General features: G+C 45.3%; 19 protein-coding genes. 11 read left to right on the forward strand and 8 right to left on the reverse strand.

Annotation, left to right across the window (positions count from 1 at the left end; genetic code table 11):
• Positions 1–26 precede the first annotated feature (26 nt).
• The 3 genes from HDC91_RS18485 (at position 27) to HDC91_RS18495 (ending at position 3,081) form a co-directional block, all read left to right on the forward strand.
• On the forward strand, positions 27–758 hold the full coding sequence (locus tag HDC91_RS18485; protein ID WP_255476791.1) for an ATP-dependent Clp protease proteolytic subunit: 732 nt from the start codon (positions 27–29) through the stop codon (positions 756–758).
• Positions 759–846: 88 nt separating this feature from the next.
• Positions 847–2,085 (forward strand): ATP-dependent Clp protease ATP-binding subunit ClpX, encoded by a 1,239-nt coding sequence (clpX, locus tag HDC91_RS18490; RefSeq protein WP_162432905.1) that lies wholly within the window; start codon positions 847–849, stop codon positions 2,083–2,085.
• Between the two features lie 135 nt (positions 2,086–2,220).
• Positions 2,221–3,081, forward strand: coding sequence for an AMP nucleosidase (locus HDC91_RS18495; RefSeq protein ID WP_183554708.1), 861 nt, complete (start codon positions 2,221–2,223; stop codon positions 3,079–3,081).
• Positions 3,082–3,160: 79 nt separating this feature from the next.
• On the opposite strand, the gene HDC91_RS18500 is transcribed toward HDC91_RS18495, so the two are convergent.
• Positions 3,161–8,944: a carboxypeptidase-like regulatory domain-containing protein gene (locus HDC91_RS18500; RefSeq protein WP_183554710.1), complete on the reverse strand. Its 5,784-nt coding sequence runs from the start codon at positions 8,942–8,944 to the stop codon at positions 3,161–3,163.
• A gap of 157 nt (positions 8,945–9,101) precedes the next feature.
• Here HDC91_RS18500 and HDC91_RS18505 point away from each other — a divergent pair, with 157 nt between their 5' ends.
• Positions 9,102–10,463, forward strand: coding sequence for a pyridoxal-phosphate dependent enzyme (locus HDC91_RS18505; protein WP_183554712.1), 1,362 nt, complete (start codon positions 9,102–9,104; stop codon positions 10,461–10,463).
• 202 nt (positions 10,464–10,665) lie between these two features.
• On the opposite strand, the gene HDC91_RS18510 is transcribed toward HDC91_RS18505, so the two are convergent.
• The 4 genes from HDC91_RS18510 to HDC91_RS18525 form a co-directional block, all read right to left on the reverse strand.
• The gene (locus HDC91_RS18510; protein ID WP_162433266.1) at positions 10,666–11,037 is read right to left on the reverse strand and encodes a DMT family protein; all 372 of its coding nucleotides are present in this window, start codon (positions 11,035–11,037) and stop codon (positions 10,666–10,668) included.
• Positions 11,037–12,593: a glycosyltransferase family 39 protein gene (locus tag HDC91_RS18515; protein WP_183554714.1), complete on the reverse strand. Its 1,557-nt coding sequence runs from the start codon at positions 12,591–12,593 to the stop codon at positions 11,037–11,039. Before HDC91_RS18515 ends, HDC91_RS18510 begins: the two co-directional genes overlap by 1 nt.
• A gap of 105 nt (positions 12,594–12,698) precedes the next feature.
• A complete protein-coding gene (gene murA / locus HDC91_RS18520) occupies positions 12,699–14,006 on the reverse strand; it encodes a UDP-N-acetylglucosamine 1-carboxyvinyltransferase (protein ID WP_183554716.1) in 1,308 nt (435 codons plus the stop codon).
• Positions 14,007–14,119: 113 nt separating this feature from the next.
• A complete protein-coding gene (locus HDC91_RS18525) occupies positions 14,120–14,839 on the reverse strand; it encodes a DUF4290 domain-containing protein (RefSeq protein WP_183554718.1) in 720 nt (239 codons plus the stop codon).
• Between the two features lie 218 nt (positions 14,840–15,057).
• Between HDC91_RS18525 and HDC91_RS18530 the strand changes: the two genes are divergently transcribed.
• Both HDC91_RS18530 and HDC91_RS18535 read left to right on the forward strand, forming a co-directional pair.
• Positions 15,058–15,483: a hypothetical protein gene (locus HDC91_RS18530; protein WP_221262272.1), complete on the forward strand. Its 426-nt coding sequence runs from the start codon at positions 15,058–15,060 to the stop codon at positions 15,481–15,483.
• 19 nt (positions 15,484–15,502) lie between these two features.
• Positions 15,503–16,612 carry a mandelate racemase/muconate lactonizing enzyme family protein gene (locus HDC91_RS18535; RefSeq protein ID WP_183554720.1) on the forward strand — a complete coding sequence of 370 codons (1,110 nt, stop codon included), beginning with the start codon at positions 15,503–15,505 and terminating at the stop codon, positions 16,610–16,612.
• Positions 16,613–16,721: 109 nt separating this feature from the next.
• Here the strand turns inward: HDC91_RS18535 and HDC91_RS18540 are convergent, their stop codons facing one another.
• From HDC91_RS18540 to HDC91_RS18550, 3 genes are all read right to left on the reverse strand, one after another.
• Positions 16,722–18,092, reverse strand: a complete 1,371-nt coding sequence (locus HDC91_RS18540) for a dipeptidase (protein WP_183554722.1) — start codon at positions 18,090–18,092, stop codon at positions 16,722–16,724.
• Between the two features lie 232 nt (positions 18,093–18,324).
• Positions 18,325–18,660, reverse strand: coding sequence for a YbjQ family protein (locus HDC91_RS18545; RefSeq protein WP_162432897.1), 336 nt, complete (start codon positions 18,658–18,660; stop codon positions 18,325–18,327).
• Between the two features lie 36 nt (positions 18,661–18,696).
• Positions 18,697–19,623 carry an alpha/beta fold hydrolase gene (locus HDC91_RS18550; RefSeq protein ID WP_183554724.1) on the reverse strand — a complete coding sequence of 309 codons (927 nt, stop codon included), beginning with the start codon at positions 19,621–19,623 and terminating at the stop codon, positions 18,697–18,699.
• On the opposite strand from HDC91_RS18550, the gene HDC91_RS18555 reads away from it, so the two are divergent.
• The 5 genes from HDC91_RS18555 (at position 19,592) to HDC91_RS18575 (ending at position 22,426) form a co-directional block, all read left to right on the forward strand.
• Positions 19,592–20,485, forward strand: coding sequence for a Rossmann-like and DUF2520 domain-containing protein (locus tag HDC91_RS18555; protein WP_255476793.1), 894 nt, complete (start codon positions 19,592–19,594; stop codon positions 20,483–20,485). The genes HDC91_RS18550 and HDC91_RS18555 overlap by 32 nt on opposite strands.
• 19 nt (positions 20,486–20,504) lie before the next feature.
• Positions 20,505–20,837, forward strand: coding sequence for a 2Fe-2S iron-sulfur cluster-binding protein (locus HDC91_RS18560; RefSeq protein WP_162432895.1), 333 nt, complete (start codon positions 20,505–20,507; stop codon positions 20,835–20,837).
• Between the two features lie 80 nt (positions 20,838–20,917).
• Positions 20,918–21,160: a Fe-S cluster assembly protein IscX gene (iscX, locus tag HDC91_RS18565; RefSeq protein WP_162432894.1), complete on the forward strand. Its 243-nt coding sequence runs from the start codon at positions 20,918–20,920 to the stop codon at positions 21,158–21,160.
• A gap of 126 nt (positions 21,161–21,286) precedes the next feature.
• Positions 21,287–21,808: an HAD family hydrolase gene (locus HDC91_RS18570; RefSeq protein ID WP_183554726.1), complete on the forward strand. Its 522-nt coding sequence runs from the start codon at positions 21,287–21,289 to the stop codon at positions 21,806–21,808.
• A gap of 45 nt (positions 21,809–21,853) precedes the next feature.
• On the forward strand, positions 21,854–22,426 hold the full coding sequence (locus HDC91_RS18575; RefSeq protein WP_183554728.1) for a Maf family nucleotide pyrophosphatase: 573 nt from the start codon (positions 21,854–21,856) through the stop codon (positions 22,424–22,426).
• Positions 22,427–22,543: the final 117 nt, after the last annotated feature.

A 22,543-nucleotide genomic window follows, 5' to 3' on the forward strand; every position in this document is an offset into this window, starting at 1 on the left:
CGTACCACAATTATAAAATAAACAACATGAACAGTAATCCAGATAAAAACGAATTCAGAAAATATGCTGTTAAGCATCACCGCATTAGCAGCACCTATGTAGACAGGTTTATTGGCGGCGTAAACCGCAGTGCCACCCCATCGGGTATTGTTACAGGCGCCGGCATTACCGGCATGACGCCTTATATCATCGAAGAACGCCAGATGAATGTAGCCCAGATGGACGTGTTCAGCCGTTTAATGATGGACCGCATTATTTTCCTGGGCGATGCCATTTATGAAAATATTGCAAACATTATTCAGGCCCAATTGCTGTTCTTACAATCGGCAGATAGTAAACGGGATATCCAGATCTACATCAACTCCCCGGGCGGGTCGGTTTATGCAGGTTTGGGTATATACGATACCATGCAGTTCATATCAAATGATGTGGCCACTATTTGTACAGGTATGGCGGCATCAATGGGCGCAGTGCTGTTGGTGGCAGGTACAAAGGGTAAGCGTGCGGCTTTACCGCATGCCAGGGTGATGATACACCAGCCGTCGGGCGGTGCTCAGGGTCAGCAGTCGGATATCGAGATCACATATCACGAGATCACCAAACTGAAAAAAGAGTTGTACCAGATAATTGCAGACCATAGCGGAACCGATTACCAAACCGTGTGGGATGCATCGGATCGTGACCACTGGATGATTGCCGAAGAAGCAAAAGAGTTTGGTATGGTTGATGAGATATTAAGAGCTAATACAAATAAATAAATTGGTATTTGCTGTGTAACAGGCGTTTAGCAGTTAAATGTTTTGTTATAAGTGGGCGAATAGCTATTTTTGATAAAACCTTATAAACATGAATAAGAACAGCAAGGAGATCAGGTGCTCGTTTTGTGGTGCAGGTAAGCAGGACTCCCTGATGCTGATAGCCGGGCTCGACGCGCACATTTGTGATAAATGCGTTGATCAGGCAAACGAAATATTGGCAGAAGAGCTGAAGGTACGTAAGGTGAAAGCATCGCCGGCGGTACCCGCCGTGCTAAAGCCCGCCGAGATCAAATCTCACCTCGATCAGTACATCATAGGCCAGGATGATGCCAAAAAGGTATTATCGGTTGCTGTGTACAATCACTACAAAAGGTTAAACCAGCGTGTTGATAAGGATGAGGTAGAGATAGAAAAATCGAACATTATTATGGTGGGCGAAACCGGTACGGGCAAAACCCTGCTGGCAAAAACACTGGCCAAAATTCTTAACGTACCATTTTGTATTTGCGACGCCACGGTGCTTACCGAGGCCGGATATGTGGGTGAAGATGTTGAAAGCATATTGACCCGCTTACTGCAATCGGCAGATTATGATGTGAACATGGCCGAGCGTGGCATAGTTTATATTGACGAAGTTGATAAAATTGCCCGTAAAAGCGATAACGCATCCATTACACGCGATGTGAGCGGTGAAGGTGTTCAGCAGGCATTGTTAAAAATACTGGAAGGTACTATGGTTAACGTACCGCCGCAGGGCGGCCGTAAGCACCCCGACCAGAAAATGATAACGGTGAACACCAGTAACATCCTGTTTATTTGCGGTGGGGCGTTTGATAGCATCGAGAAAAAGATAGCCAACCGACTGCGTACACAAACCGTTGGTTACAAAATGAAACGCGACGACAGCGAAATAGACATGAAGAACCTGTATAAGTATATTACGCCGCAGGATCTGAAATCGTTTGGCTTGATACCAGAGTTGATCGGTCGTTTGCCGGTATTAACCTACCTGAACCCGCTTGACCGCGAAGCACTGCAGAATATATTGACCGAGCCCAAGAACTCGCTGCTTAAACAATACAAAAAATTGTTTGAGTACGAAGGTGTAAAGCTTGAGTTTGATGCCGAGGTGCTTGATTTTATTGTGGATAAGGCAATGGAGTTTAAACTGGGTGCCCGTGGGCTGCGCTCCATTTGCGAGGCCATCATGATTGACGCGATGTTTGAGTTTCCGTCAAAAAAGGATGCTAAGCGCTTAAACGTTACACTTGATTACGCCAGGGAAAAGTTCGAAAAATCAGACCTTAAAAAGTTAAAGGTAGCTTAACCGTAATTTGATACTTTAAAAGTATTTTCGTATATTACACACTAACCCTGGTGAACAGCCGGGGTTTGCTGTATAAAAAGGTTTCTGAAAAAGCCTTTATACAGATACATACACAAAAAAAGAGGAAAAAAAGACATGAACGAAGAATTAGATGTAAAGAAGGACGAAAACACTATCCCGGCAAAAAAGATTAAAGAGATACAATCGCCGGTAAAATCTGGACTAAAAACAAAAGAGGCCATTGTTACCAACTGGCTGCCGCGCTATACAGGCAGGCCGCTTGATGGCTTCGGGAAATATATAATACTTACCAACTTCTCTAAATACCTGCAGTTATTTTCGCAATGGCATGATAATGCGCCGATAATGGGGTTGGATAAACCTATGCAAAGCGTAACCGCTGACGGTATCACCATTATAAACTTTGGGATGGGCAGCCCGGTAGCCGCAACCGTTATGGACCTGCTAACTGCCATTGACCCCGAAGCAGTGATATTTTTAGGAAAATGCGGCGGGCTTAAAAAGAAGAACAGCGTAGGGGACTTGATACTGCCCATAGCGGCCATCAGGGGCGAAGGTACATCAAACGATTACCTGCCTGCCGAAGTGCCTGCATTGCCCGCGTTTGCCTTGCAAAAAGCCATATCGACCACCATACGCGACCACGCGCGCGATTACTGGACCGGAACCTGCTACACCACCAACCGCCGCGTTTGGGAGCATGACAAGGATTTTAAAAAGTATTTGAAAGACCTGCGCGCAATGGCCATCGATATGGAAACCGCTACCATTTTTACTACCGGCTTTGCCAACAAAATACCAACCGGCGCACTGCTGCTGGTATCAGACCAGCCCATGATACCCGAGGGCGTTAAAACCGCCGAAAGTGACAGCGCCGTTACCGAACAATACGTAGAAACACACCTGCGTGTAGGTATCGAATCGTTAAAACAATTGATAAATAACGGGTTAACGGTAAAGCACCTGAAGTTTTAAGTCGGCCGAGTGGTTGGTAAGTGAATGGTGAGCTGTTACATGATGCAACCACTCACCTAATCAACTACCCACCAACTCACTAATTTCCAATTACCACCTTTTTCATCGCTTCCCTGCCATAAAACACCGGGAAGTACATCAGCTCGGCCTTGGCAGGGTTCAAGGTATATTTACCGTTATAGCGTGGCATCAGGTTTATGATAAAGGTGTAAGTGCCTTGTTTCAGCTTGTTGCAGAAGATGCTGACCTTTTCTTTAAAATATTCGCGGTGTACCTCGTTGTTGGTCCATTGCTGTTCTTTATCCTCGTAAGAACACCCGGCGGGGATAGGTACCTCGATCATTACATAGTCACCATCGCCCTTGGCAGTAACTTCAATTTTAAGCTGCACGACCTCGCCACCTTTAAGCTTATCCAGCTTAATGCCTTTTTTCTCGAACCAGGAGTTAACCGTAAAGTCTTTATTTACCTTCTCGGGCCGGCTGTTCCAAAACTGCTGGTAACCGGTAATATACACCGGCAGGTTGCCTGTTTTGCTAATGGTTACCCGGTTATCACGTAAGGTATCAGTATGAGGGAATTTGGATATGGTTTTTGTATCGCTGCCCTTTAATGTTAATACCGATGGCACTATTTTATCGCCTTGCCCTAATACATCGGGTAAGATGGTTTCTAGTATCATTGCCGCTTCATAAGTATTGCGCCAATTGCCGGTACGGCGCTGCTCCAGGAAGTAACCTCTTATTTTTTCCAGTATATCGGGATGCTTGCCTTCATTACGGATGAGTTGATAAGCCAAAATACTTTCCTGTATCGAGTTGTCAAAGAAACGGTAACTATTGTCGCCCCAATAGATATTGCCAAAAAGCGTGCTGTGCTTTTTGCTTAACAGGCTATCGATATTAACCTGAGCACCCGTTTGCTGCCTGAGTAAAAGGAGTTTTAAGCGATCGTAATTACTAAGCCATTTTGCAGCCGACTGCGCTTTAGCTATTACAGTGATATATTTGGGATAATCAATTTTTGCCTTTAGTTTAAGCAGTATCTGCAGACTGATAAGCTTATCCTGGCCGTTATAACTTTCCAACTGGTAAACCAGATAATCTGTCAGTTTTTGCGCGTTCAACAAAATATCGTATCCCATATTTTTGGCATCCACCAGCGCTTCAACCGCGTGCAGGCTTATCCATAACTCTTCGTTGCTGTCTTTCCACCATCCCCAGGTGCCGCTTGTTTTGCGGTTGTCCTGTAGTTTTTTTATAATATCTAAAATGTTCTTTTCATACTTAAACGGTTCATTGAGTTTGATTTTTATCCGTTTTTCGGCTAATAAACCTTTAAGCTTTGATGCCAGCTGCTCGTTGCACAGGTACTTGTATTCGCGCAGTTTCGTGGCTTCCTCTTCTAAAGCAGGCAGGGCAGAAGCCTCCGCACGGAAAGTTACCGGGCCAAGTTTTGGGTCGAAGGCAAGTGCAACGGTAGTATCGCGGTAAAGCGCTTCAAATACACCTTTGGTTTCTTTTATGCCCTGCTTAAAAACAGGTACCGTGCGGCGTTCGCCATCAAAATAACCGTTATCGCGTTTTATACTGTATTCAAATGTCAGGCTATCTGCTGCTGCCGCAATGATGTTAAGAGTATCTATTTTGGCGTTGGTAACATTTAAAATATCATTTTTAAGCGTTTTATCGTTGTAAATAAAGCTGCGGTTAACTGTGGCGGCGGTCGAGTTGTAATTCATTACCTTACCTATCAAACTCATTTCATCACCGGCAATGGCAAATTGCGGGGCTATGAAGTTAGCGCTAAGCGGTTTAAATGCTTTGATCTGGTTTTCGGTAGTGCCGCTTTGGCGGTTACCGTTTATGCCCACCACAAATGTACGCCAGCTTGTAATATCATCAGGGAACACTGTTGTAAAACTGGCTTTACCGTTTTCATCGGTAACAAGTTTCGGCTGCCAGTAAGCATAGTCGCTAAAGTTTTTGCGCATGGTTTGCTCGCCACCCGGACTGTCGCCGGCCGGCTGGTTAGGTTTACTGGCGCTACTTTGCTTTGTGGTGATGATGATCACACCATTTGCAGCTGCTGCGCCATATAAAGCCGTCCCGGCAGCATTTTTTAATACTGATATATTGGCAATATCCTCGGGTTTAAGCATATCCATACTGGGTACAATAATACCATCTACCACAATAAGCGCCTTATCATTACCAACAAATGAATTATTACCCCTTAATACAATACGCATTGCAGCGCCCGGTGCGCTGTTTACCTGCACACCGGCTACCATGCCGTTTAATGTTGTTACGGCATAACTTAATTCCCGTTTATACTGCGCACTATAACCAACAACCACAACTTCCTGCAGTTCGTTTGAGCTTTCACTGAGCGAGACACGGATGTCGCTACCGGGTTTTATGGTCTCTTCTTTTGTGTAAAACCCAATGAACGAAAAAATAAGTTTGCCGTGCGGTGGTACGTTAATCTTGAATTTTCCGTTTTTGTCGGTTTGTATACCGGTAGCAGTGCCCTTAACCTTTACCCATACGCCCGGCAACGGGAGTTTGTCATTGCTTGATGTTACCTCTCCTGTCATCCATTTATCAAAGCTTGGATTCAGGTACTTTTCGTTAAAGGCTTCTTTTAGTTTTAAGGCATCATTCTGTATCTCATTATCCTTATAATTGTTAGCAGCGTTATCCCTGTAGCTGATGATGGTATTGATCTTGATGCTTACCGAATCTTTACAATATTTTGGCAGGATAGCGAGCCGGTAATAATTTGTTCCGTTTGGCTTAACGGTAATATCTTCTTTAATATCGTAGCTATCGTCTTTCAGCAGGTAAAATATTTTGTATTTGCCTGTGGCAAGCTTGCCAAAGCTAGTTGTGTTCCCCGGGAATATCTGTATAAAATCAGGGTCATCCGGCTTGTAGATGATAACGTTTTTAACAAACGCCGGTGCCAGGTTCTTTGCCGAAAGTACATCGATAGTTAAATTACCATATAAGTTACCTGTAATGGGTTCGTTTTGAAATAGCCAGCGCTTATTGCTGCGGTCGGCCAGGTAATTTTGCCACAAGCTATCGGCACGGGCGTTTGTTAAAACATACTGGGTATAATTTGTCGCGCCTGTAGCCGCCCAAAGTGCGGTTGAAAAAGGATATCGCGATCTGATGCTTGTTTGTTTTATTAAGCCGGGCTCAAACCAATAGCTATAACCCGGTTCGGCAATAAAGGCCTGTTTTTGGTTGTGGTGTTCGTAAATTGTAAAGTTGCTTGCCAGCGGGCCTGCAAGCACACTGCCCCGCGCCTGACCGTTGGGGTTTAAAAAGAAGATACGGTCATCCTGTAACAGCATTGCCTTTTTTTCGCGGAAGTTATTTACTACCGTTACCATATACCTGTTAAGCAGGTCGGCTTCATAAGTCAGCATTGTATCGGGCATTTTAGTTGGGGTAAAAGCATCCGCATTGATACTTAGGATGAGTTTTTTTGACGGCTCTACCAACACGCTATCAACCCGCAGACTTAAATTGCTTGTGCGAAACCTAACTGAATGCTTGCCCGGCGAAACCTTAAAGCTGTATGGCTGCAATTGCTGCGCCTGGCTAAAATATACAGGCCGCTCATCTATATAAAGGATATGTATGGGCAATACATCCCCTTTTTGTACCACAAAGGGTGCTATCTGGGTAATGGTATCAGCGCCGGGTTCTTCAATGCGATAAGTAGTTAAAGGATGGGTGAATTTATAGTACTCAATGCTGTCCAGGCCCATGCTGCGGCTGCGAAGCGCCCAGTTAAGCGGCAGCCCGCCGTTTATTTCCCGCTCGCTCAGGTTAACGGTTTGTGTGCGCCGGTTTACGGCAGGATAGTCGTTACCCAGGTTAGGCACATTCGGCACGCTGTAATTATTAAATTTCCGGGTTACTGCCCAGGCAGTAACATCGGTATTGGCAACAGGCTTGCCTGCGGCATCGGTTACTACGATATCTGTCGTGGTTTTTTGCCCCGGGTAAACCGATACCGGTTGCTTAACAGCTATGTTGAGGGCGTCTTTGTTATAAGCCAGCGAGCTTTGCTGCTGGTTTACCCGGCCTCCCCATACATAATTCACAACCACATTTATCAGCTTATTATCATGATAAGCCTTTTTGTAGTTAATGCTTTCGCCCTGCCCGGCATCCAGCAGCTTGCCACCGGCAAATATGCTGTAAAAAAGCTTTAGCCTGCGTGGGTTGGCCACACTTACAAATAACGAATCGGCAGTACATTCGCCTGATATTGACACATCGGCAGTAAGGTCTTTTAGTTCGATATCGGTATCTGTGCTGTCGGTTTCGATGTTGTAGCTATCGGCGCTGGCGTTTAATTTTACAAAACCGGGCAGCATTAATTTTACTTTTGATAGGGTATCCCCATCCGCGTTCAAGGTACTTACTAATGCTGGGGTTTTAGCGTCTTTACCAAATTCTGAATAAGCTATCAGCAGGGTATCGGCACTTAATTTACTTATTACTTTAAACCGCACATAGTTGAATTCGGCATTTTTATCAACCTCCTGCGATTCATTGTCGGCATTTAAAAAGGCAGCGTGTATATTGTAACTTATATCCGCCTTCGGGAAAATAGAGTCGGGGATGGTTATCTTGGTTTCGCCCACAGGGTCTAATGGCAGCTTATGCACCCATAAAGTATCGGGCACAAATGTTTTAACGTTATAGTAGTAACTTACATAATTAGGGGTAAGGGTTAAGGTTACGCGCCCGTCGCCTATGGGCAGGTCGTTTTGGTCTGTTGCTTTTAAATAAACCGATAGGGGGTTACCGGGCTGGTGCTCTTTTTTATCCAACCGGGCATCAAACTTTATACCTTTCAATTCATATTCTTCGTACTTGAAAGTGCCGGTTATAAGGGCGTTGGTGTTATCGGTTTTTTCTTCGTCGCTTTTCGCTTTTGTTTCGGCAGTTTCATCAACCAGGCTAACCATGTAATCTTCGTCAAGCGACATATCAAGGCTATCGGCTAATACAAAGCTATACTCAAAGCCACCATCGCGGTAGCTGCCTACTGTCCCGATAGTTTTAGCTTCGTCATCGCCGCTCTCTGCCATTTTAACCAGCAGCTTTTTTTGTTTAACCGGTTTTTTGGTTTTTGCGTTCAATACAAATGCCTTAAACCTAACGGTATCATTAGGCTTGTATTTAGGTTTATTAAATACCATAAAGCCGGTGTAGGGCGAAGGCTTATAATATTGATCCGGCTTTTTCTTAAAGATATTTTTTATTCCGCTCCAAAGCTTCGCGAAAAAACCTTTATGATACTCTTTAGTTTTTATAACGCTGAAAAAATTGCTCACTCCTGCATGATCAACCTGCAGCAAGCTGGTGTCTTTTTTCGGGTGGAAAAACCAGGTATCGCTGTTGCCATCGTAAGCTACCGGTTTACCATTAAGCAATACAGTAGCATTTTTTATATAATTGCCTTGCTTATCGGCAAGGGTAAAACGGTTTTCAAACCTGTTTTGGAACATTTTTACATAGGCCGAATGGTTCTCAATGAGCTTGTAAACCAGGGCATTTTTATCGGCGTACATTTCCAGGTAATTACCTGCGGGCAAATTATTCTTCCAATGCTTGTCGGTTTTAAAGGAATCTACAAGCGTATGGAAAAGCTCCGCCTCGTTCTTCATTTGCTTCGATTGATAGAACCTTACTACATCGGCAGGGTTTAGTTTGTAAATGTAAGTGTAATAGCTGCTTTGCCTGCTTTTGGTAAGTTTTTGCTGCGCAAACAGCCGGCCAGACGTGTAAATTAACAGCAATGAAAACAACAAAGTTTTTAGTAGTGATGTCATGTGTGGTTTAGATTTGGTATTTGCCGTTGTTTTTAAATATATGAACTTAATATCCCTATGATGCACACGTATTTGATATTCCATAAAAAAATATCATTTAAAAAAAGCTAATTTTGAGCCTGCCCTGTTAGCATATCGAATTAGTAGATTTTTATATATGTGGTACAACAATATACTGGAAACCATAGGCCATACGCCACTGGTAAAATTAAATAAAGTAGTAAAGGACATACCGGCGACGGTATTGGCAAAAATAGAAACCACCAACCCCGGTAACTCTATAAAGGACCGTATGGCCCTTAAAATGATTGAGGATGCCGAAAAAAGCGGAAAACTTAAACCGGGCGGTACCATCATTGAGGGTACATCGGGCAATACGGGCATGGGTTTGGCTATTGCAGCCGTTATAAAGGGCTACAAATGTATCTTCACCAGTACCGATAAGCAATCGAAAGAAAAGTTTGACGCCCTGCGTGCTTTTGGCGCCGAGGTTATAGTTTGCCCAACCAATGTGGAGCCTGAAGATCCCAGGTCGTATTATTCTGTTTCCTCTCGTTTAGAGCGCGAGGTGCCAAACTCATGGAAACCAAACCAGTACGATAACCTGAGCAACTCGCAGGCGCATTATGAACAGACCGGCCCCGAAATTTGGGAACAGACAGAAGGCAAGGTAACCCATCTTATTGTAGGTGTGGGTACAGGGGGTACCATATCCGGCACGGCGCGGTACTTAAAGGAAAAGAACCCGGCGATACAGGTTTTAGGTATAGATACTTACGGCTCTGTATTTAAAAAATATAAAGAGACCGGTGAATTTGACAAGAATGAAATATACCCTTACATCACCGAAGGTATAGGGGAGGATTTTTTGCCGCAAAATGTTGATTTCAGCCTGATAGATCACTTCGAAAAAGTGACGGATAAGGATGCCGCCCTGATGACGCGCGAGATAGCACGTAAAGAGGGTATTTTTGCAGGTAACTCAACCGGTTCGGCGGTTGCGGGGGCATTGCAGATGAAGGACAGGTTTAAAGCCGGAGATGTAGTGGTGATCATATTCCCCGACCACGGCACCCGTTACCTGGGCAAAATGTATAACGACGACTGGCTGCGCGACCGTGGTTTTATCAAAGAAGAAAAGCTAACCGCGCGCCATATCATCAGCAAAAAGGAGAACCAGGAGATCGTTACCATCGACTGCGAGAAAACAGTTCTGGAGGCTATCAACACCATTAAATCGCTTAACATAAGCCAGATACCTGTTACCCAAAAAGGAATGGTGATAGGCAAAATAACCGAGAGCGACATCCTCGGCTCACTGATGGAAAACCCGGCCATAAAATCGCAGCCGGTTAGCAGTATATCAACAGCGCCATTCCCGTTTGTTGACCTGAACACATCTATTGATAAGATATCAGGCATGATCAACAAGGATAATATAGCCGTGCTGGTTGAGGATGATAATGGCAGGATAGAGATCATTACCCAGTACGATATTATTAATGCTATATCGGCTTAATTAGAGTAAGGATAAAGGACGAAAGATAAATGATGACTGTAGAGGCGCGATACTTCGCGTCTCTTTTTATAATTTGAATTGTCAGCCTGAGCGATAGCGAAGGATCTATTGTTACTTTGCAATCGTCAACATGCATATCGCGATGAGGTGCTTCGCTATCGGTCAACATGACGAGTGGACTGCTTATCTGCACATCTGAAACTCACCACTTCTTAAATATCACAAACACCGCCAGTACAATCAGCCCAAAACCAACCAGGTGGTTCCAGCCAAGCTTTTCGGTTTTGAAGAATAAAATCGTAAAGATCATGAAAATAGTAAGCGTAATGGCTTCCTGTATGGTTTTTAGCTGTACAAGCGTAAACGGGCCGCCATCGGCTTTAAAACCGGCGCGGTTTGCAGGTACCTGGAATAAGTATTCGAAAAACGCCAGCCCCCAGCTAATGAGGATAACCGATATCAGCCCCAGGTTTTTACCCCAGTCGTACTCCTTAAATTTAAGATGCCCGTACCAGGCAAACGTCATAAAAGTGTTTGATATGGTAAGGAACAAAATGGTTTTTAGTCCGCGCATTATTCCAGTCTCTTATTAGCCAGTTCGGCCCGGTAAATGTCGTTTAATTTAGGCGATGGGTTGGTAAGCAAGTATATCCTTGTGCCATGTTCGCGCGCCATTGGCGTTGTTATTTCACCGGTTTGGCGGTAGCTTTCCACCAGGGGGCTTATCCTGCGTTCTATATTATCATGGTCATCCACATAAATAATATAACGGGCGTTAAGGTTATCGGCCGCCCACAACTGAAAGCTGCTGTTTAGGCATACTACCTCGGGCAGGTTATATTTGTGCCTGTAGTGGTGCAGGGCACCGGCCAGGCCGTAATTATCGGCATATAGCTGTGTGTTTTTCTGCTGCTCGGGTGTAAGCGCATGGTAGGTATCGCTAACCTTTTTGGCCATTTCTTCCCACCCAAGCATATCAGCGTAATCTTGCGTAAGGGGGTGCTGTTTTTGGTCCTCCCAGGTAACAATAAACTTCAGGAAGGAATAACGGTTGGTTTGGTTTTTAATAAATGAGGCGGTTGTATTTAGCGGCAGCAGCGGCAGCACCAGCGGTAGCAACAAAAGGTTTGGCAAAATAAACAACACCATGGCAGCAGTGCGCAAAACATTCGCTTTACGGTTCAGTATCCGCTCAAAGGCAAAGCCACCCGCTGCAAACAGCATAGGGTAAGCGCCAAAAAGGTAATAGTTTTTACCATTCATTTGCAGCAAAAACAAAAATATCAGTACATAGGCAATGGCCATAAACCTGAACCTGCGCAGCCTGAACGAAAATAGTAAGCTGATAAAGCCTGTAAGCCATACAAACAACGCCGTGCCGTTAACCAGCAGCTGTTGCTTGATAAAATCTGAAGGATGCACGTAATCCAGTTGGGTGGCGCGCAGCTCTTTCATGTGATGAATTACCGGCAGGTGATGGGCAAATTGCCAGATAACATTGGGCAGAAAAATGAGCGTAGCTATTAATGCCGAGTAAATAACATGCTTATTGAACAGCAGTTTCCGTTCGCGGCTGATCAGGATACCGATGATGAGCGATACCGTAAAAAATACCATGGTGTATTTGGTTAACATGCCCACGCCAACCGCTACGCCCAGCCAGTACAGGTATTTAACCGAGGCGGTATTTAAATAACGTACAAATAACCAAACGGTTACCACCCACCAAAGCTGATCGAACACTACGGGCTGAAACAAATATCCGCTGGCGGCAAAGGCAGGCGAAAATATCAGCGCCAGGCAGGCCAGGCTTATGGCAAACCTGCGGCCGCCAAGTTCGGCTGTAATTTGTCCGGTAAGCCATATGATGAAGCCGCTGGCAATGGTGCTGAATATACGGGCGGCAAAAACGGAATCGCCAAAAACAGTGAGGCTTATTTTTGCCAGTAAGGCGATAAAAGGAGGTACTTCCTTATAACCCCAGTCAAGGTGATCGCCTAAAACCAAGTGGAGCAACTCATCGCGGTGAAAACCAAAATTGCTTATGGCAAACAGGTTAAGCACTATTTTCAACGCAACAAAGATCAATATAAAGGTAGAATACGACGATCTCCGGTTTTTATATGGCATTGATGCGTAGAATTATTGAGCTGAAAGCTTAAAGCACAAAGCGTAAAGCTAAAAAAAAATGCTAAAAGCAAAAAGCTTTGGTCTTTCTGCTTTTAGCTTTCGGCTTTACACGCGTTTTATATCCGCCCCAATGGCTCTTAGTCGTTCATCTATATTCTGGTAACCGCGTTCTATCTGTTCGATATTGTAAATGGTAGATTGCCCCTGGGCCGACAATGCCGCGATCAGTAACGACACCCCCGCACGGATATCGGGCGATGTCATGGAGATACCCCGCAATTGTACCTGTTTATCTAACCCGATAACCGTGGCCCGGTGCGGATCACAAAGGATGATGTTAGCGCCCATATCCAGCAATTTATCCACAAAGAACAAACGGCTCTCAAACATTTTCTGATGTATCAGCACCGATCCTTTGGCTTGTGTGGCAACTACCAGCACTATGCTTAGCAAATCGGGTGTAAAGCCCGGCCACGGCGAATCCGCCACGGTAAGCAGCGAACCGTCTATAAAGGTATCTATTTCGTAATGATCTTGCGACGGGATGTAAATATCATCGCCGCGGCGCTCCAGTTTAATCCCCAGGCGTTTAAACACGTCAGGTATCATGCCCAGTTCGTCGTAGTGTACGTCTTTAATCGTGATCTCAGAACCCGTCATGGCGGCCAGGCCAATAAACGACCCTATCTCGATCATATCAGGCAGCATACGGTGGTCTGTACCCCCCAGTTCGCTTACGCCCTCAATAGTAAGCAGGTTTGAGGCAATACCGCTTATTTTTGCACCCATACGGTTTAGCATTTTACAAAGCTGCTGCAGGTAGGGTTCGCAGGCTGCGTTGTAAATGGTGGTAGTGCCTTTTGCAAGCACTGCTGCCATAACAATATTGGCGGTGCCTGTTACGGATGCCTCGTCTAGCAAAATGTAAGTACCCTTAAGGTTTGATGCATCTACATTGTAAAAACCGTTTTCGGGGTTATAATCAAATCTTGCGCCCAACTTTTCGAATCCCAAAAAGTGGGTATCGAGCCTGCGGCGGCCAATTTTATCGCCGCCCGGTTTTGGGATAGAAGCCTTGCCAAAACGGGCCAAAAGCGGGCCTAATATCATGATAGAGCCGCGTAAGCCACCGCCTTTGGTTTTAAATGCTTCTGAGGTGAAAAAGTCCTGGTCTATTTCTTTGGCCTCGAAGGTGCAGGTATCGCGCGATATGCGGTTTACCTCAACCCCCATATCGCCTAATAACTCTATCAGCTTATTTACATCCTGTATATCGGGGATGTTGCTGATGGTCATTTTTTGGCTGGTTAATAATACCGCCGATATAATTTGTAATGCTTCGTTTTTCGCGCCCTGGGGGATAATTTCGCCTTTGAGCTTTTTACCGCCCTGTATCTCGAATGCGTTTTTCATAGTTTATAGTTTGTAGTCCATAGACGATAGTCCATAGTTCATAGTATGACAAAGATTAAAAAAGTATAATTCTTTTCCCAATCAACTATGGTCTATAGACTATCGTCTATCAACTAATATTTCTTTGCCCCACCGGTGTTACGGTTACGGTTGTTTTGGTTATTGTTACGCGGGTTGTTATTGGTGCGGCCACCGCCACCACGGGTGTTTTGGTTGTTACGCCCCCGGTTGTTATTGTTTTGGTTGTTGTACTGGTTACCGCGGAACTCTACCCGGTTAAGGTTAACGTTCTCTTCCAGTTTAAGCGCACCTCCCGATAGGGCGTACAGGTCCGATAGGATAGTTTCGTCCGCAACCGAATCTTTGTTCCATTGCACGTAGGCCATTTTCATAAAGTTAGCTATAGCCTGTACCATGTGGCGCTTGCGCTCGGGCTCTTCAATAGCTTTAGCTTTTTCTATCATCATTTCGATGGTTTTGCCATAGTGCTTGTACCTGATACGCTGATGCGGGTATTTAAGCGGCTCGGGCTTTAAGTGGATAGCCTCGGGATTGGGTTTTGGGTACGGCGAATCAACATCCAACTGGAAGTCGGATATGATGTGCAGATGGTCCCAAAGTTTGTGCTTAAAGTCGGCTACATCTCGCAGGTGTGGGTTTAAAAAGCCCATCAGGTCTATAACCACCTGTGCGTATTTGTTGCGTTCTTCTTTGGTGGGTAACGCCACAATATATTTTACCATATTTTGCACGTTACGGCCGTATTCGCTTAGTAAAAGCTTGCTCCTGGTCGAGTTATAATCAAACGGACCAGGCAAATTTGTTAATGCCATGTATATTTTTAATTAAAAAAGTCGTGAAATGTTTTCGGCGCATGGACGATTTCTTAGAAAAGAAAGCAGAAACCGGAGAACCGAAATGGAAGCGTACGAAGTACTAACGCAAATATAAGGTAAATGTGTTAATGTGCAAATTTTGTTAACATCCGCCAGTTTAGCGATAAAAGTCATAGATTTAACTGTTTAGCCAAAATGAACTTATTTGCTATAAAATGATGCAATTCGACCCGGACAATAATATCAATAAACTTTGCGCTAACGGGATGATGTTAGAAGGCGAAGGAAAGCAAAAAGAAGCTGCAGTGCTTTTTCAGCAAGCGTGGGACATTGCGATAAACGATATGGAAAGATTTACTGCTGCGCATTACATCGCCAGGCAGCAAAGTTCTATTGCCGATAAATTGAAATGGGACCTCACTGCTTTAAACCTCGCGCTTAAAATAAGTGCCCCGGAGATAACATCGGTGTACCCATCGCTTTATTTGAATGTTGGCAAATGTTTTGAGGATTTGAAAGAGTTTGATAAGGCAAACGAAAATTATCAGCTGGCACTTAAGTTTGCTCCATTTTTACCTAACGATGGTTACGGCGATATGATCAGGGCAGGTATCAATAACGGGCTAAAACGGGTAAATTAACGCCGGCTACAAATCTTATATGAACGTACAAGTCATTATTGCCTCTATAGATATTTACCGTTTCAGCATCCCGATGGTGCCCTTTACCATCGCGACGGGCACTATGGACCACGCGCAAAATGTGTTTATCCGTATCCACACTGATAAGGGCTTTTACGGTGTGGGTGAATGCTCTGCCTTCCCGATGATCGTTGGGGAAACACAGGATACCTGCCTGGTGATGGCTAAATATTTTGCCGGGCTTTGGAAAGGGCAAAATGCGCTGGATATCCCCGCGCGGATGCAGCAATTGCACGATGCCGCCGCAGGTAACACCACCATAAAAAGCGCCTTTGATATAGCTTTGCATGATATTGCCGCGAAAAATGCCGGGCTGCCGCTTTATAAATTTCTTGGCGGCGAAAGACGAGTAGTTGAAAGCGATATCACCATTGGCATTGATACCCCCGAAGCGATGGCTAAAAAGGCAATCGACTTTAAAGCATCGGGCGCGAATATTTTAAAAGTAAAGCTGGGTAAGGGTGCCGAAACAGATGTAGAGCGGATAAAACATATCCGGCAAGCTGTTGGCCCCGAAATGAAGATAAGGGTTGATGCAAACCAGGGCTGGAGCTTTGATGAAGCCGTTTTTGCCCTGCAGGCGATAGGCGAATATGATATTGAATTTTGTGAACAACCCATGCGTACCTGGCATAACGACCTCCTGCCTCGGTTGATGAAGCTATCGCCGGTAAAAATAATGGCGGATGAAAGCGTTTATAACCACCACGATGCCCGCATGCAGATAGAAAGCGGCAGCTGCGATTATATTAACATCAAAATGGCAAAATCAGGCGGGATACTGGAAGCAAAAAAGATCCACGATACCGCTGCCGAACGCGGAATTGCCTGTATGATGGGCGGTATGCTGGAAAGCCGCATCGCCCTCAGCGCTAAACTTCACTTTGTGTACGCCAGTCCGAATATTCGGTTTTATGATATGGATACCTGTATGCTGGGCCATTTGGTTGACCCATGCGTTGGGGGCGTAACTTATGATGGCTGTAAACTAAGCATAAGCGACGAACCCGGTATAGGCGCGGATGCTGATGAGGCGTTTTTGACAGGGTGTGAAAAGTTTACGGTATAATCAAAAACGTCATTGCGAGCGATAGCGTGGCAATCTTCGACATGCTTGTCGCTGATTGTCTATCGAAGATTGCTTCGTACCTCGCAATGACGCCGCGGGAATAAGGTTGTTACCTACTCAATTCCGCAAAATATTTGTGGAACAATGGGATGGTCTCTATCCCTTTGTAATAATTAAAAATATCGTATTTCTCGTTCGGCGAGTGCAGGGCATCACTATCAAGACCAAATCCCATTAATACGGTTTTGATACCCAACTCAGCCTCGAACAATGCTACAATAGGTATGCTGCCGCCGCCACGGGTTGGGATAGGCTGCTTGCCAAATGCCTCGGCAATAGCCTTTTGCGCCGCTTTGTAGGCGATGCTATCGGTAGGGGTAACCACCGGCTCACCGCCATGATGTGGCGTTACTTTTACCTTTACTGTTTTCGGCGCTATCTTCAGAAAATGATCGGTAAACAGCTGGGTAATTTTCTCTGATGACTGGTTAGGCACCAAACGCATCGAAATTTTGGCACTGGCTTTTGATGGCAGCACGGTTTTAGCGCCCTCGCCAATGTAGCCACCCCAAATGCCGTTCACCTCAAGGGTAGGGCGGGTGCCGGTACGCTCAAAGGTGGTGTAACCCTTTTCGCCCCAAACTTCGGCTATGTCGAGGTCTTTTTTGTATTCATCCTCGTTGTAAGGTGCGGCGTTTAGTTCGTCCTTTTCAGTTTGCGTAAGTTCAATTACATCATCGTAAAAGCCCGGTATGGTAATGTGGTTGTTATCATCGTGCAATGAGGCAATCATCTTAGCCAGTATTGTTGCCGGGTTAGCAACAGCGCCGCCGTACACACCCGAGTGCAGGTCGCGGTTAGGGCCGGTTACTTCAACTTCCAGGTATGAAAGGCCGCGTAAACCGGTTTCAAGCGATGGATTTTCCATGCTGATCATCGAAGTATCTGATATCAGCACCACATCGGCCTTAAGGCGGTCTTTATTCGCTTTTACAAAGATACCCAGGTGGTTAGAGCCAACTTCCTCCTCACCCTCTATCATAAACTTGATGTTGCAGGGCAGGGTGTTGGTTTGCATCATCAGCTCAAAAGCCTTTACATGCATGTAAAACTGGCCTTTATCATCGCAGGCGCCGCGGGCATAGATCTTACCATCGCGAACGGTGGGCTCAAACGGCGGGGTGTGCCAAAGTTCCAGCGGGTCGGGTGGCTGCACATCGTAATGGCCGTAAACCAGCACAGTTGGCAGCGAAGTATCTATTAACTTTTCCCCATAAACAATAGGGTAACCTGCTGTTTTACAAACTTCTACGTTATCAGCACCGGCGTCGGTCAGTTTTTTGGCCACATAGTCGGCGGCGTTCAAAACGTCGGGGGCATACTTAGGGTCGGCGCTAACGGACGGGAAACGCAGCAGTTCAAATAGTTCGTCGAGCAGGCGCTGTTTGTTATCTTCTATATATTGCTTTATTACTTGCATAGGAAGGCTATAATTTGAAGCAAAGATAGCAGTTTATTTTAGGCGAATAATTAAAAGAAAATTTCGTATCCCGACAGCGCAAGCCACCTAAAAGATCAGAAAATCCTTGAATTTTTTGAAGAAAATTGCGGTAAAATTCTGCTGGAAACAGCGGTTCCGGAGCGGTTGGCCCGGACCTGTCGAAACACCTCCGCGAGCAAGTTTCGACAGGCATATCCTAACATAATAAAAATTACTCCGCCACCTTCTCAACCACCACGGCAGTACCGTAAGCCAGTACCTCGGTGATGCCCTGCATTACCTCGTTGGCATCGTAGCGCATACTCAGGATGGCGTTTGCGCCTAAGGCCTGGGCATGCTGTATCAGCAGGTGATAGGCTTCTTCGCGGGCATTCTCGCAAAGCTCTACATAAACAGAAAGCCTGCCGCCAAAAAGCGATTGTATACCGCCGGCAAAGTTGCCTACTACGCTGCGGCTGCGCACGGTTATACCGCGTACCACGCCCAAATGCTTAACAACCTTGTAACCATCTAAGGCGGTGCTGGTGGTAATCAGAGAAGTATCCATAGTATTTGTTTTTAGTGTTTATTTATGGTTTAGATATTATTTGCGCAGAAATGTTACCAAAGCAGGGTTAACAATATCCGGCTGCTCCAGATATGGCAGGTGCCCCGCATTGTCAACAGGTAAAAATTCGGTTTTTAAAACGCTCCGTACCGAGTCGCTGTAGGTAAAGGGCACGGTCTTATCTTCCCGGCCCCAGATAAGCATTACCGGTTTATGCAGGTTGTTAAGGGCGGTATTGCTTTGCCGCCCATTATATTGCGCGCCATAATTATAAGCGGTTGAAATGATAGCGTGCCTGAACCCTTTATATTCCATTTGCGGGCGGTAACGTTCAACCCAGGTAGGGTGTCGGTCGGGATATTTAAAATCGTCCATTTGCCCCAGCGCCCTTTCTTCGGGGTGTATGGCTTCGTAATATTCGGCTACAAATTGGGGTACTTTAATTTTATTCGCAGGGTACCCCGGATCAATAAGCACAACCTTGTTCACCGCATCGGGGTAAGCCACGGTAAAGTCGGTAGCCAGCATGCCGCCAAACGATACGCCCACCAGGCTAACGGGTTTTTTTAAATGAAGCTGCGCTATAAGTTCGTTAAGCTGCTCAAAATAAAGTTGTTTGTTATATACCACATCCGGCCGGTCAGAGTAGCCGCGGCCATACTGGTCGTACCGTAAAACACGGAAGCCATGTTCTGTTAAATACTCAAAGGTACCGTTCCAGATGTAGTACGGCACGGTAGCACCATGCAGCATAACCACAACCTTACCGGTATCAGGGCCGTCAAGTTCGTAATGGGTAACTCCATGGGTTAAATCGATATAGCTGCCGTTAGTGCTTTTGCGCAGTTCATAGGTCAGTTGTTTTTTCTCTGCATTATAGTGATCGTAAATAATATACAGGGCGGCACCACCAAATATTATCAACAAAATAATGATCAGGAACAGGTTTTTTAAAAATTTCATCAAGCGATCGGGATTGCGGAATAAGGAAATAAAAATAGTAGAAATATTTAAGTTTGTGCCATTACTTGATACACCTATTATGCGTATAACCATCATCGGTTCGGGCAATGTTGCCACCCATTTAGGCGCCGCGCTTAAAAATGCGGGGCACCGCATAATGCAAGTTTACAGCCGCGATATGCAGCATGCGGCATTGCTGGCTTACCATATCGGCGCCGAAGCTATTGATAAGCCGGAAAGCCTAAGCCCTGACACCGACATGTTTATACTGGCTATTAAAGACGATGCCATACCCGGATTTATCCCGCATTTATCCGCCTTTAACAAGCTTATTGTACACACGTCGGGCGCGGTAGATATGCAGGCGTTGCTTGATAATACCACAAATGCAGGCGTGTTTTATCCGTTGCAGACCTTCAGCAAAACCAAGGAAGTTGATTTCAGGCAAGTGCCCCTTTGTATTGAGGGGGCTGATGAGGATATCAGCAAAACGTTGGAGGAGCTTGCCCGTAGCATAAGCAACAATGTTTACCGGGTAAATTCGGCGCAGCGCAAAGTGCTGCACCTGGCAGCAGTATTTGCCTGTAACTTTACCAATCATTTATACAGCATTGGCGAGCAGCTTTTGGCCGGCAGCGGGTTGAGCTTTAATATGCTGCGCCCGCTGATTATTGAAACAGCCGATAAAATAAAAGAATACTCGCCTGCTAAAGTACAAACCGGCCCCGCCGTGCGTAACGATGATTTGACAATGCAGGCGCATTTGCAAATGCTTAACGGCCAGCCCGGTTTGCAGCAGATATATACATTGTTAAGTCAGGATATTATCAAAAACCATAACGCGGGTAACGGGGATAAGTAATTTTGTTACTTTTGCCAAAATGAATATTTTTAAAGTAAAGATTAACTTTGAGGAAAAGGACCACGAAAGCGTGGAACTGCCAATTGCCGAAGGGGAATCTGTTTTAGATGTTTGCCTGGAGAATGGCATCGAGCTGCAGCATAACTGCGGCGGGGTTTGCGGGTGCAGTACCTGCCATATTTATGTGAACAAAGGGATGGATAACATCCAGGAGATATCTGACAAGGAAGAGGACTTTATTGACAGGGCTGTTAACCCGCGTATAACATCGCGCCTGGGATGCCAGTGCGTGGTTATAGATGGCGATATAGAAGTAACCCTGCCTGACCAGTCGGGCTTTATGGGCCACTAAACCTGTAAAGATCTAAGATATTAGAATCAAGAATCAAGAAAAGCAATAACAGTTATATACTTGATTGTAACAAATAGAAAATGAACGACGATAAATTCGCCCTACCCATACACTGGAATGATTACGAAGATATAGCCATGAGCCTTTACGAAAAGTTTGGCGATGATTTTGGCGAATCGAAAATATACCGTATCCGCTTTACCGAGCTTTTGGAATGGGTACTAAGCCTGCCAAACTTTGCCGGTACGCGCGAAGAATCAAACGAGGGGCACCTGGAGCAGATACAAAGCGCCTGGGTGTACGAGTGGAGGGATAACCAATAGTTGATGTGCGGATGTGCAGTCCCGATAGCTATCGGGATCAGATGTGCAGATGCTTTTCAATCGGTGTAATCAATAGTTTCAGTAACGGTTTACAGCTTTCAGTTCAAACACCAATGAACCAACAAAATGGAATCCTATTTAACCAAGCTTAAAGATATAACCACGTTTATTTTTGATGTGGATGGCGTGCTAACGGATGGGTCGGTTTTTGTTACCGAAACCGGTGTACAGAGCCGGGCGTTCAATATCAAAGATGGTTACGCTTTGCAGCTGGCCGTTAAATGCGGGTATAATGTTGCAGCAATATCGGGCAGCCGGTCAAAAAGCGCGCTGTTCCGTTTAAACAGTTTAGGCATAAAAGACGTTTACCTGGGCGCGCATACCAAATCTGAAAGGTTTAAAATATTCATCGAAGAAAAAAGCATCAACCCGGCCAATATTCTGTACATGGCCGACGATATACCCGACCTGGCTGTGATGAAGCTGGTTGGCCTGCCGGTATGCCCTGCCGATGCCGCCGAGGAAATTAAAGCGATATGCAGCTATGTATCGCCTATACCCGGGGGCCGTGGCTGCGCCCGCGAGGTGATAGAAAAAGTGATGAAGGTACAAGGCACCTGGATGAACGAACAGGCGTATAGCTGGTAGACGGTTAAGTCAAAAGTTTAAAGTAAAAAGTCAAAGTTTTCTTAGATGAATACCTTTCCGCAGATAATTCTTGCATCTAAATCGCCCAGGAGGCAGGAGCTTTTAAAGCTGATGGATATTGATTTCCGGGTGGTTTTAAAAGAGGTGGACGAGTCGTACCCTGATGGTTTGTCGCCCGCCGAAATTGCCCTGTATATTGCGGCTAAAAAAGCCGAGGCCTTTGACGAAGACGTTAGCGATGAAATAGTGCTTACCGCCGATACTATTGTAGCTATAGATGGCCTGATATTGGGCAAACCTGAATCAACAGAGCACGCTGTGGAGATGCTGCAGCGCTTATCCGGCAAAATGCACGAGGTTTATACCGGCGTTTGCCTGCTGCACAACGGGCAATACAACAAATTTTACGACAGGAGCGAAGTGTTTTTCCGTAAGCTTACCGACCACGAGATCCGCAGTTATGTAGAAGAATACCAGCCCATGGATAAAGCCGGCTCATACGGCATCCAGCAGCGTATAGGCATTATCGGCATAGAGCGCATCAACGGCTCTTATACCAACGTTGTGGGCCTGCCTACCGAGAAGGTTTACCAACAGCTGTTAAGGCTGAAATCATAAAAATCTTACCGTCCTCCCCGCACGTCATCCTATGTTTGTATAGGAGTTGTTTACAAGGAGAATAAGAATAATTTTATTGCAGAAGAAAAGGGTAAAGAGAAAAGATTAAGGCGTGTC

The organism is Mucilaginibacter sp. AK015 (assembly GCF_014200785.1).
Lineage (GTDB): Bacteria > Bacteroidota > Bacteroidia > Sphingobacteriales > Sphingobacteriaceae > Mucilaginibacter.

Bases quoted from the DNA above. Each gene is read 5' to 3' on its own strand.
- murA (WP_183554716.1), bottom strand. From the start codon at position 14,006: ATGAAAAACGCATTCGAGATACAGGGCGGTAAAAAGCTCAAAGGCGAA.
- HDC91_RS18550 (WP_183554724.1), bottom strand. From the start codon at position 19,623: ATGAAATTTTTAAAAAACCTGTTCCTGATCATTATTTTGTTGATAATA.
- HDC91_RS18560 (WP_162432895.1), top strand. From the start codon at position 20,505: ATGAATATTTTTAAAGTAAAGATTAACTTTGAGGAAAAGGACCACGAA.
- clpX (WP_162432905.1), top strand. From the start codon at position 847: ATGAATAAGAACAGCAAGGAGATCAGGTGCTCGTTTTGTGGTGCAGGT.
- HDC91_RS18545 (WP_162432897.1), bottom strand. From the start codon at position 18,660: ATGGATACTTCTCTGATTACCACCAGCACCGCCTTAGATGGTTACAAG.
- HDC91_RS18540 (WP_183554722.1), bottom strand. From the start codon at position 18,092: ATGCAAGTAATAAAGCAATATATAGAAGATAACAAACAGCGCCTGCTC.
- HDC91_RS18515 (WP_183554714.1), bottom strand. From the start codon at position 12,593: ATGCCATATAAAAACCGGAGATCGTCGTATTCTACCTTTATATTGATC.
- HDC91_RS18555 (WP_255476793.1), top strand. From the start codon at position 19,592: ATGATCAGGAACAGGTTTTTTAAAAATTTCATCAAGCGATCGGGATTG.
- iscX (WP_162432894.1), top strand. From the start codon at position 20,918: ATGAACGACGATAAATTCGCCCTACCCATACACTGGAATGATTACGAA.
- HDC91_RS18485 (WP_255476791.1), top strand. From the start codon at position 27: ATGAACAGTAATCCAGATAAAAACGAATTCAGAAAATATGCTGTTAAG.
- HDC91_RS18535 (WP_183554720.1), top strand. From the start codon at position 15,503: ATGAACGTACAAGTCATTATTGCCTCTATAGATATTTACCGTTTCAGC.
- HDC91_RS18575 (WP_183554728.1), top strand. From the start codon at position 21,854: ATGAATACCTTTCCGCAGATAATTCTTGCATCTAAATCGCCCAGGAGG.
- HDC91_RS18500 (WP_183554710.1), bottom strand. From the start codon at position 8,944: ATGACATCACTACTAAAAACTTTGTTGTTTTCATTGCTGTTAATTTAC.
- HDC91_RS18530 (WP_221262272.1), top strand. From the start codon at position 15,058: ATGATGCAATTCGACCCGGACAATAATATCAATAAACTTTGCGCTAAC.
- HDC91_RS18570 (WP_183554726.1), top strand. From the start codon at position 21,287: ATGGAATCCTATTTAACCAAGCTTAAAGATATAACCACGTTTATTTTT.
- HDC91_RS18510 (WP_162433266.1), bottom strand. From the start codon at position 11,037: ATGCGCGGACTAAAAACCATTTTGTTCCTTACCATATCAAACACTTTT.
- HDC91_RS18495 (WP_183554708.1), top strand. From the start codon at position 2,221: ATGAACGAAGAATTAGATGTAAAGAAGGACGAAAACACTATCCCGGCA.
- HDC91_RS18525 (WP_183554718.1), bottom strand. From the start codon at position 14,839: ATGGCATTAACAAATTTGCCTGGTCCGTTTGATTATAACTCGACCAGG.
- HDC91_RS18505 (WP_183554712.1), top strand. From the start codon at position 9,102: ATGTGGTACAACAATATACTGGAAACCATAGGCCATACGCCACTGGTA.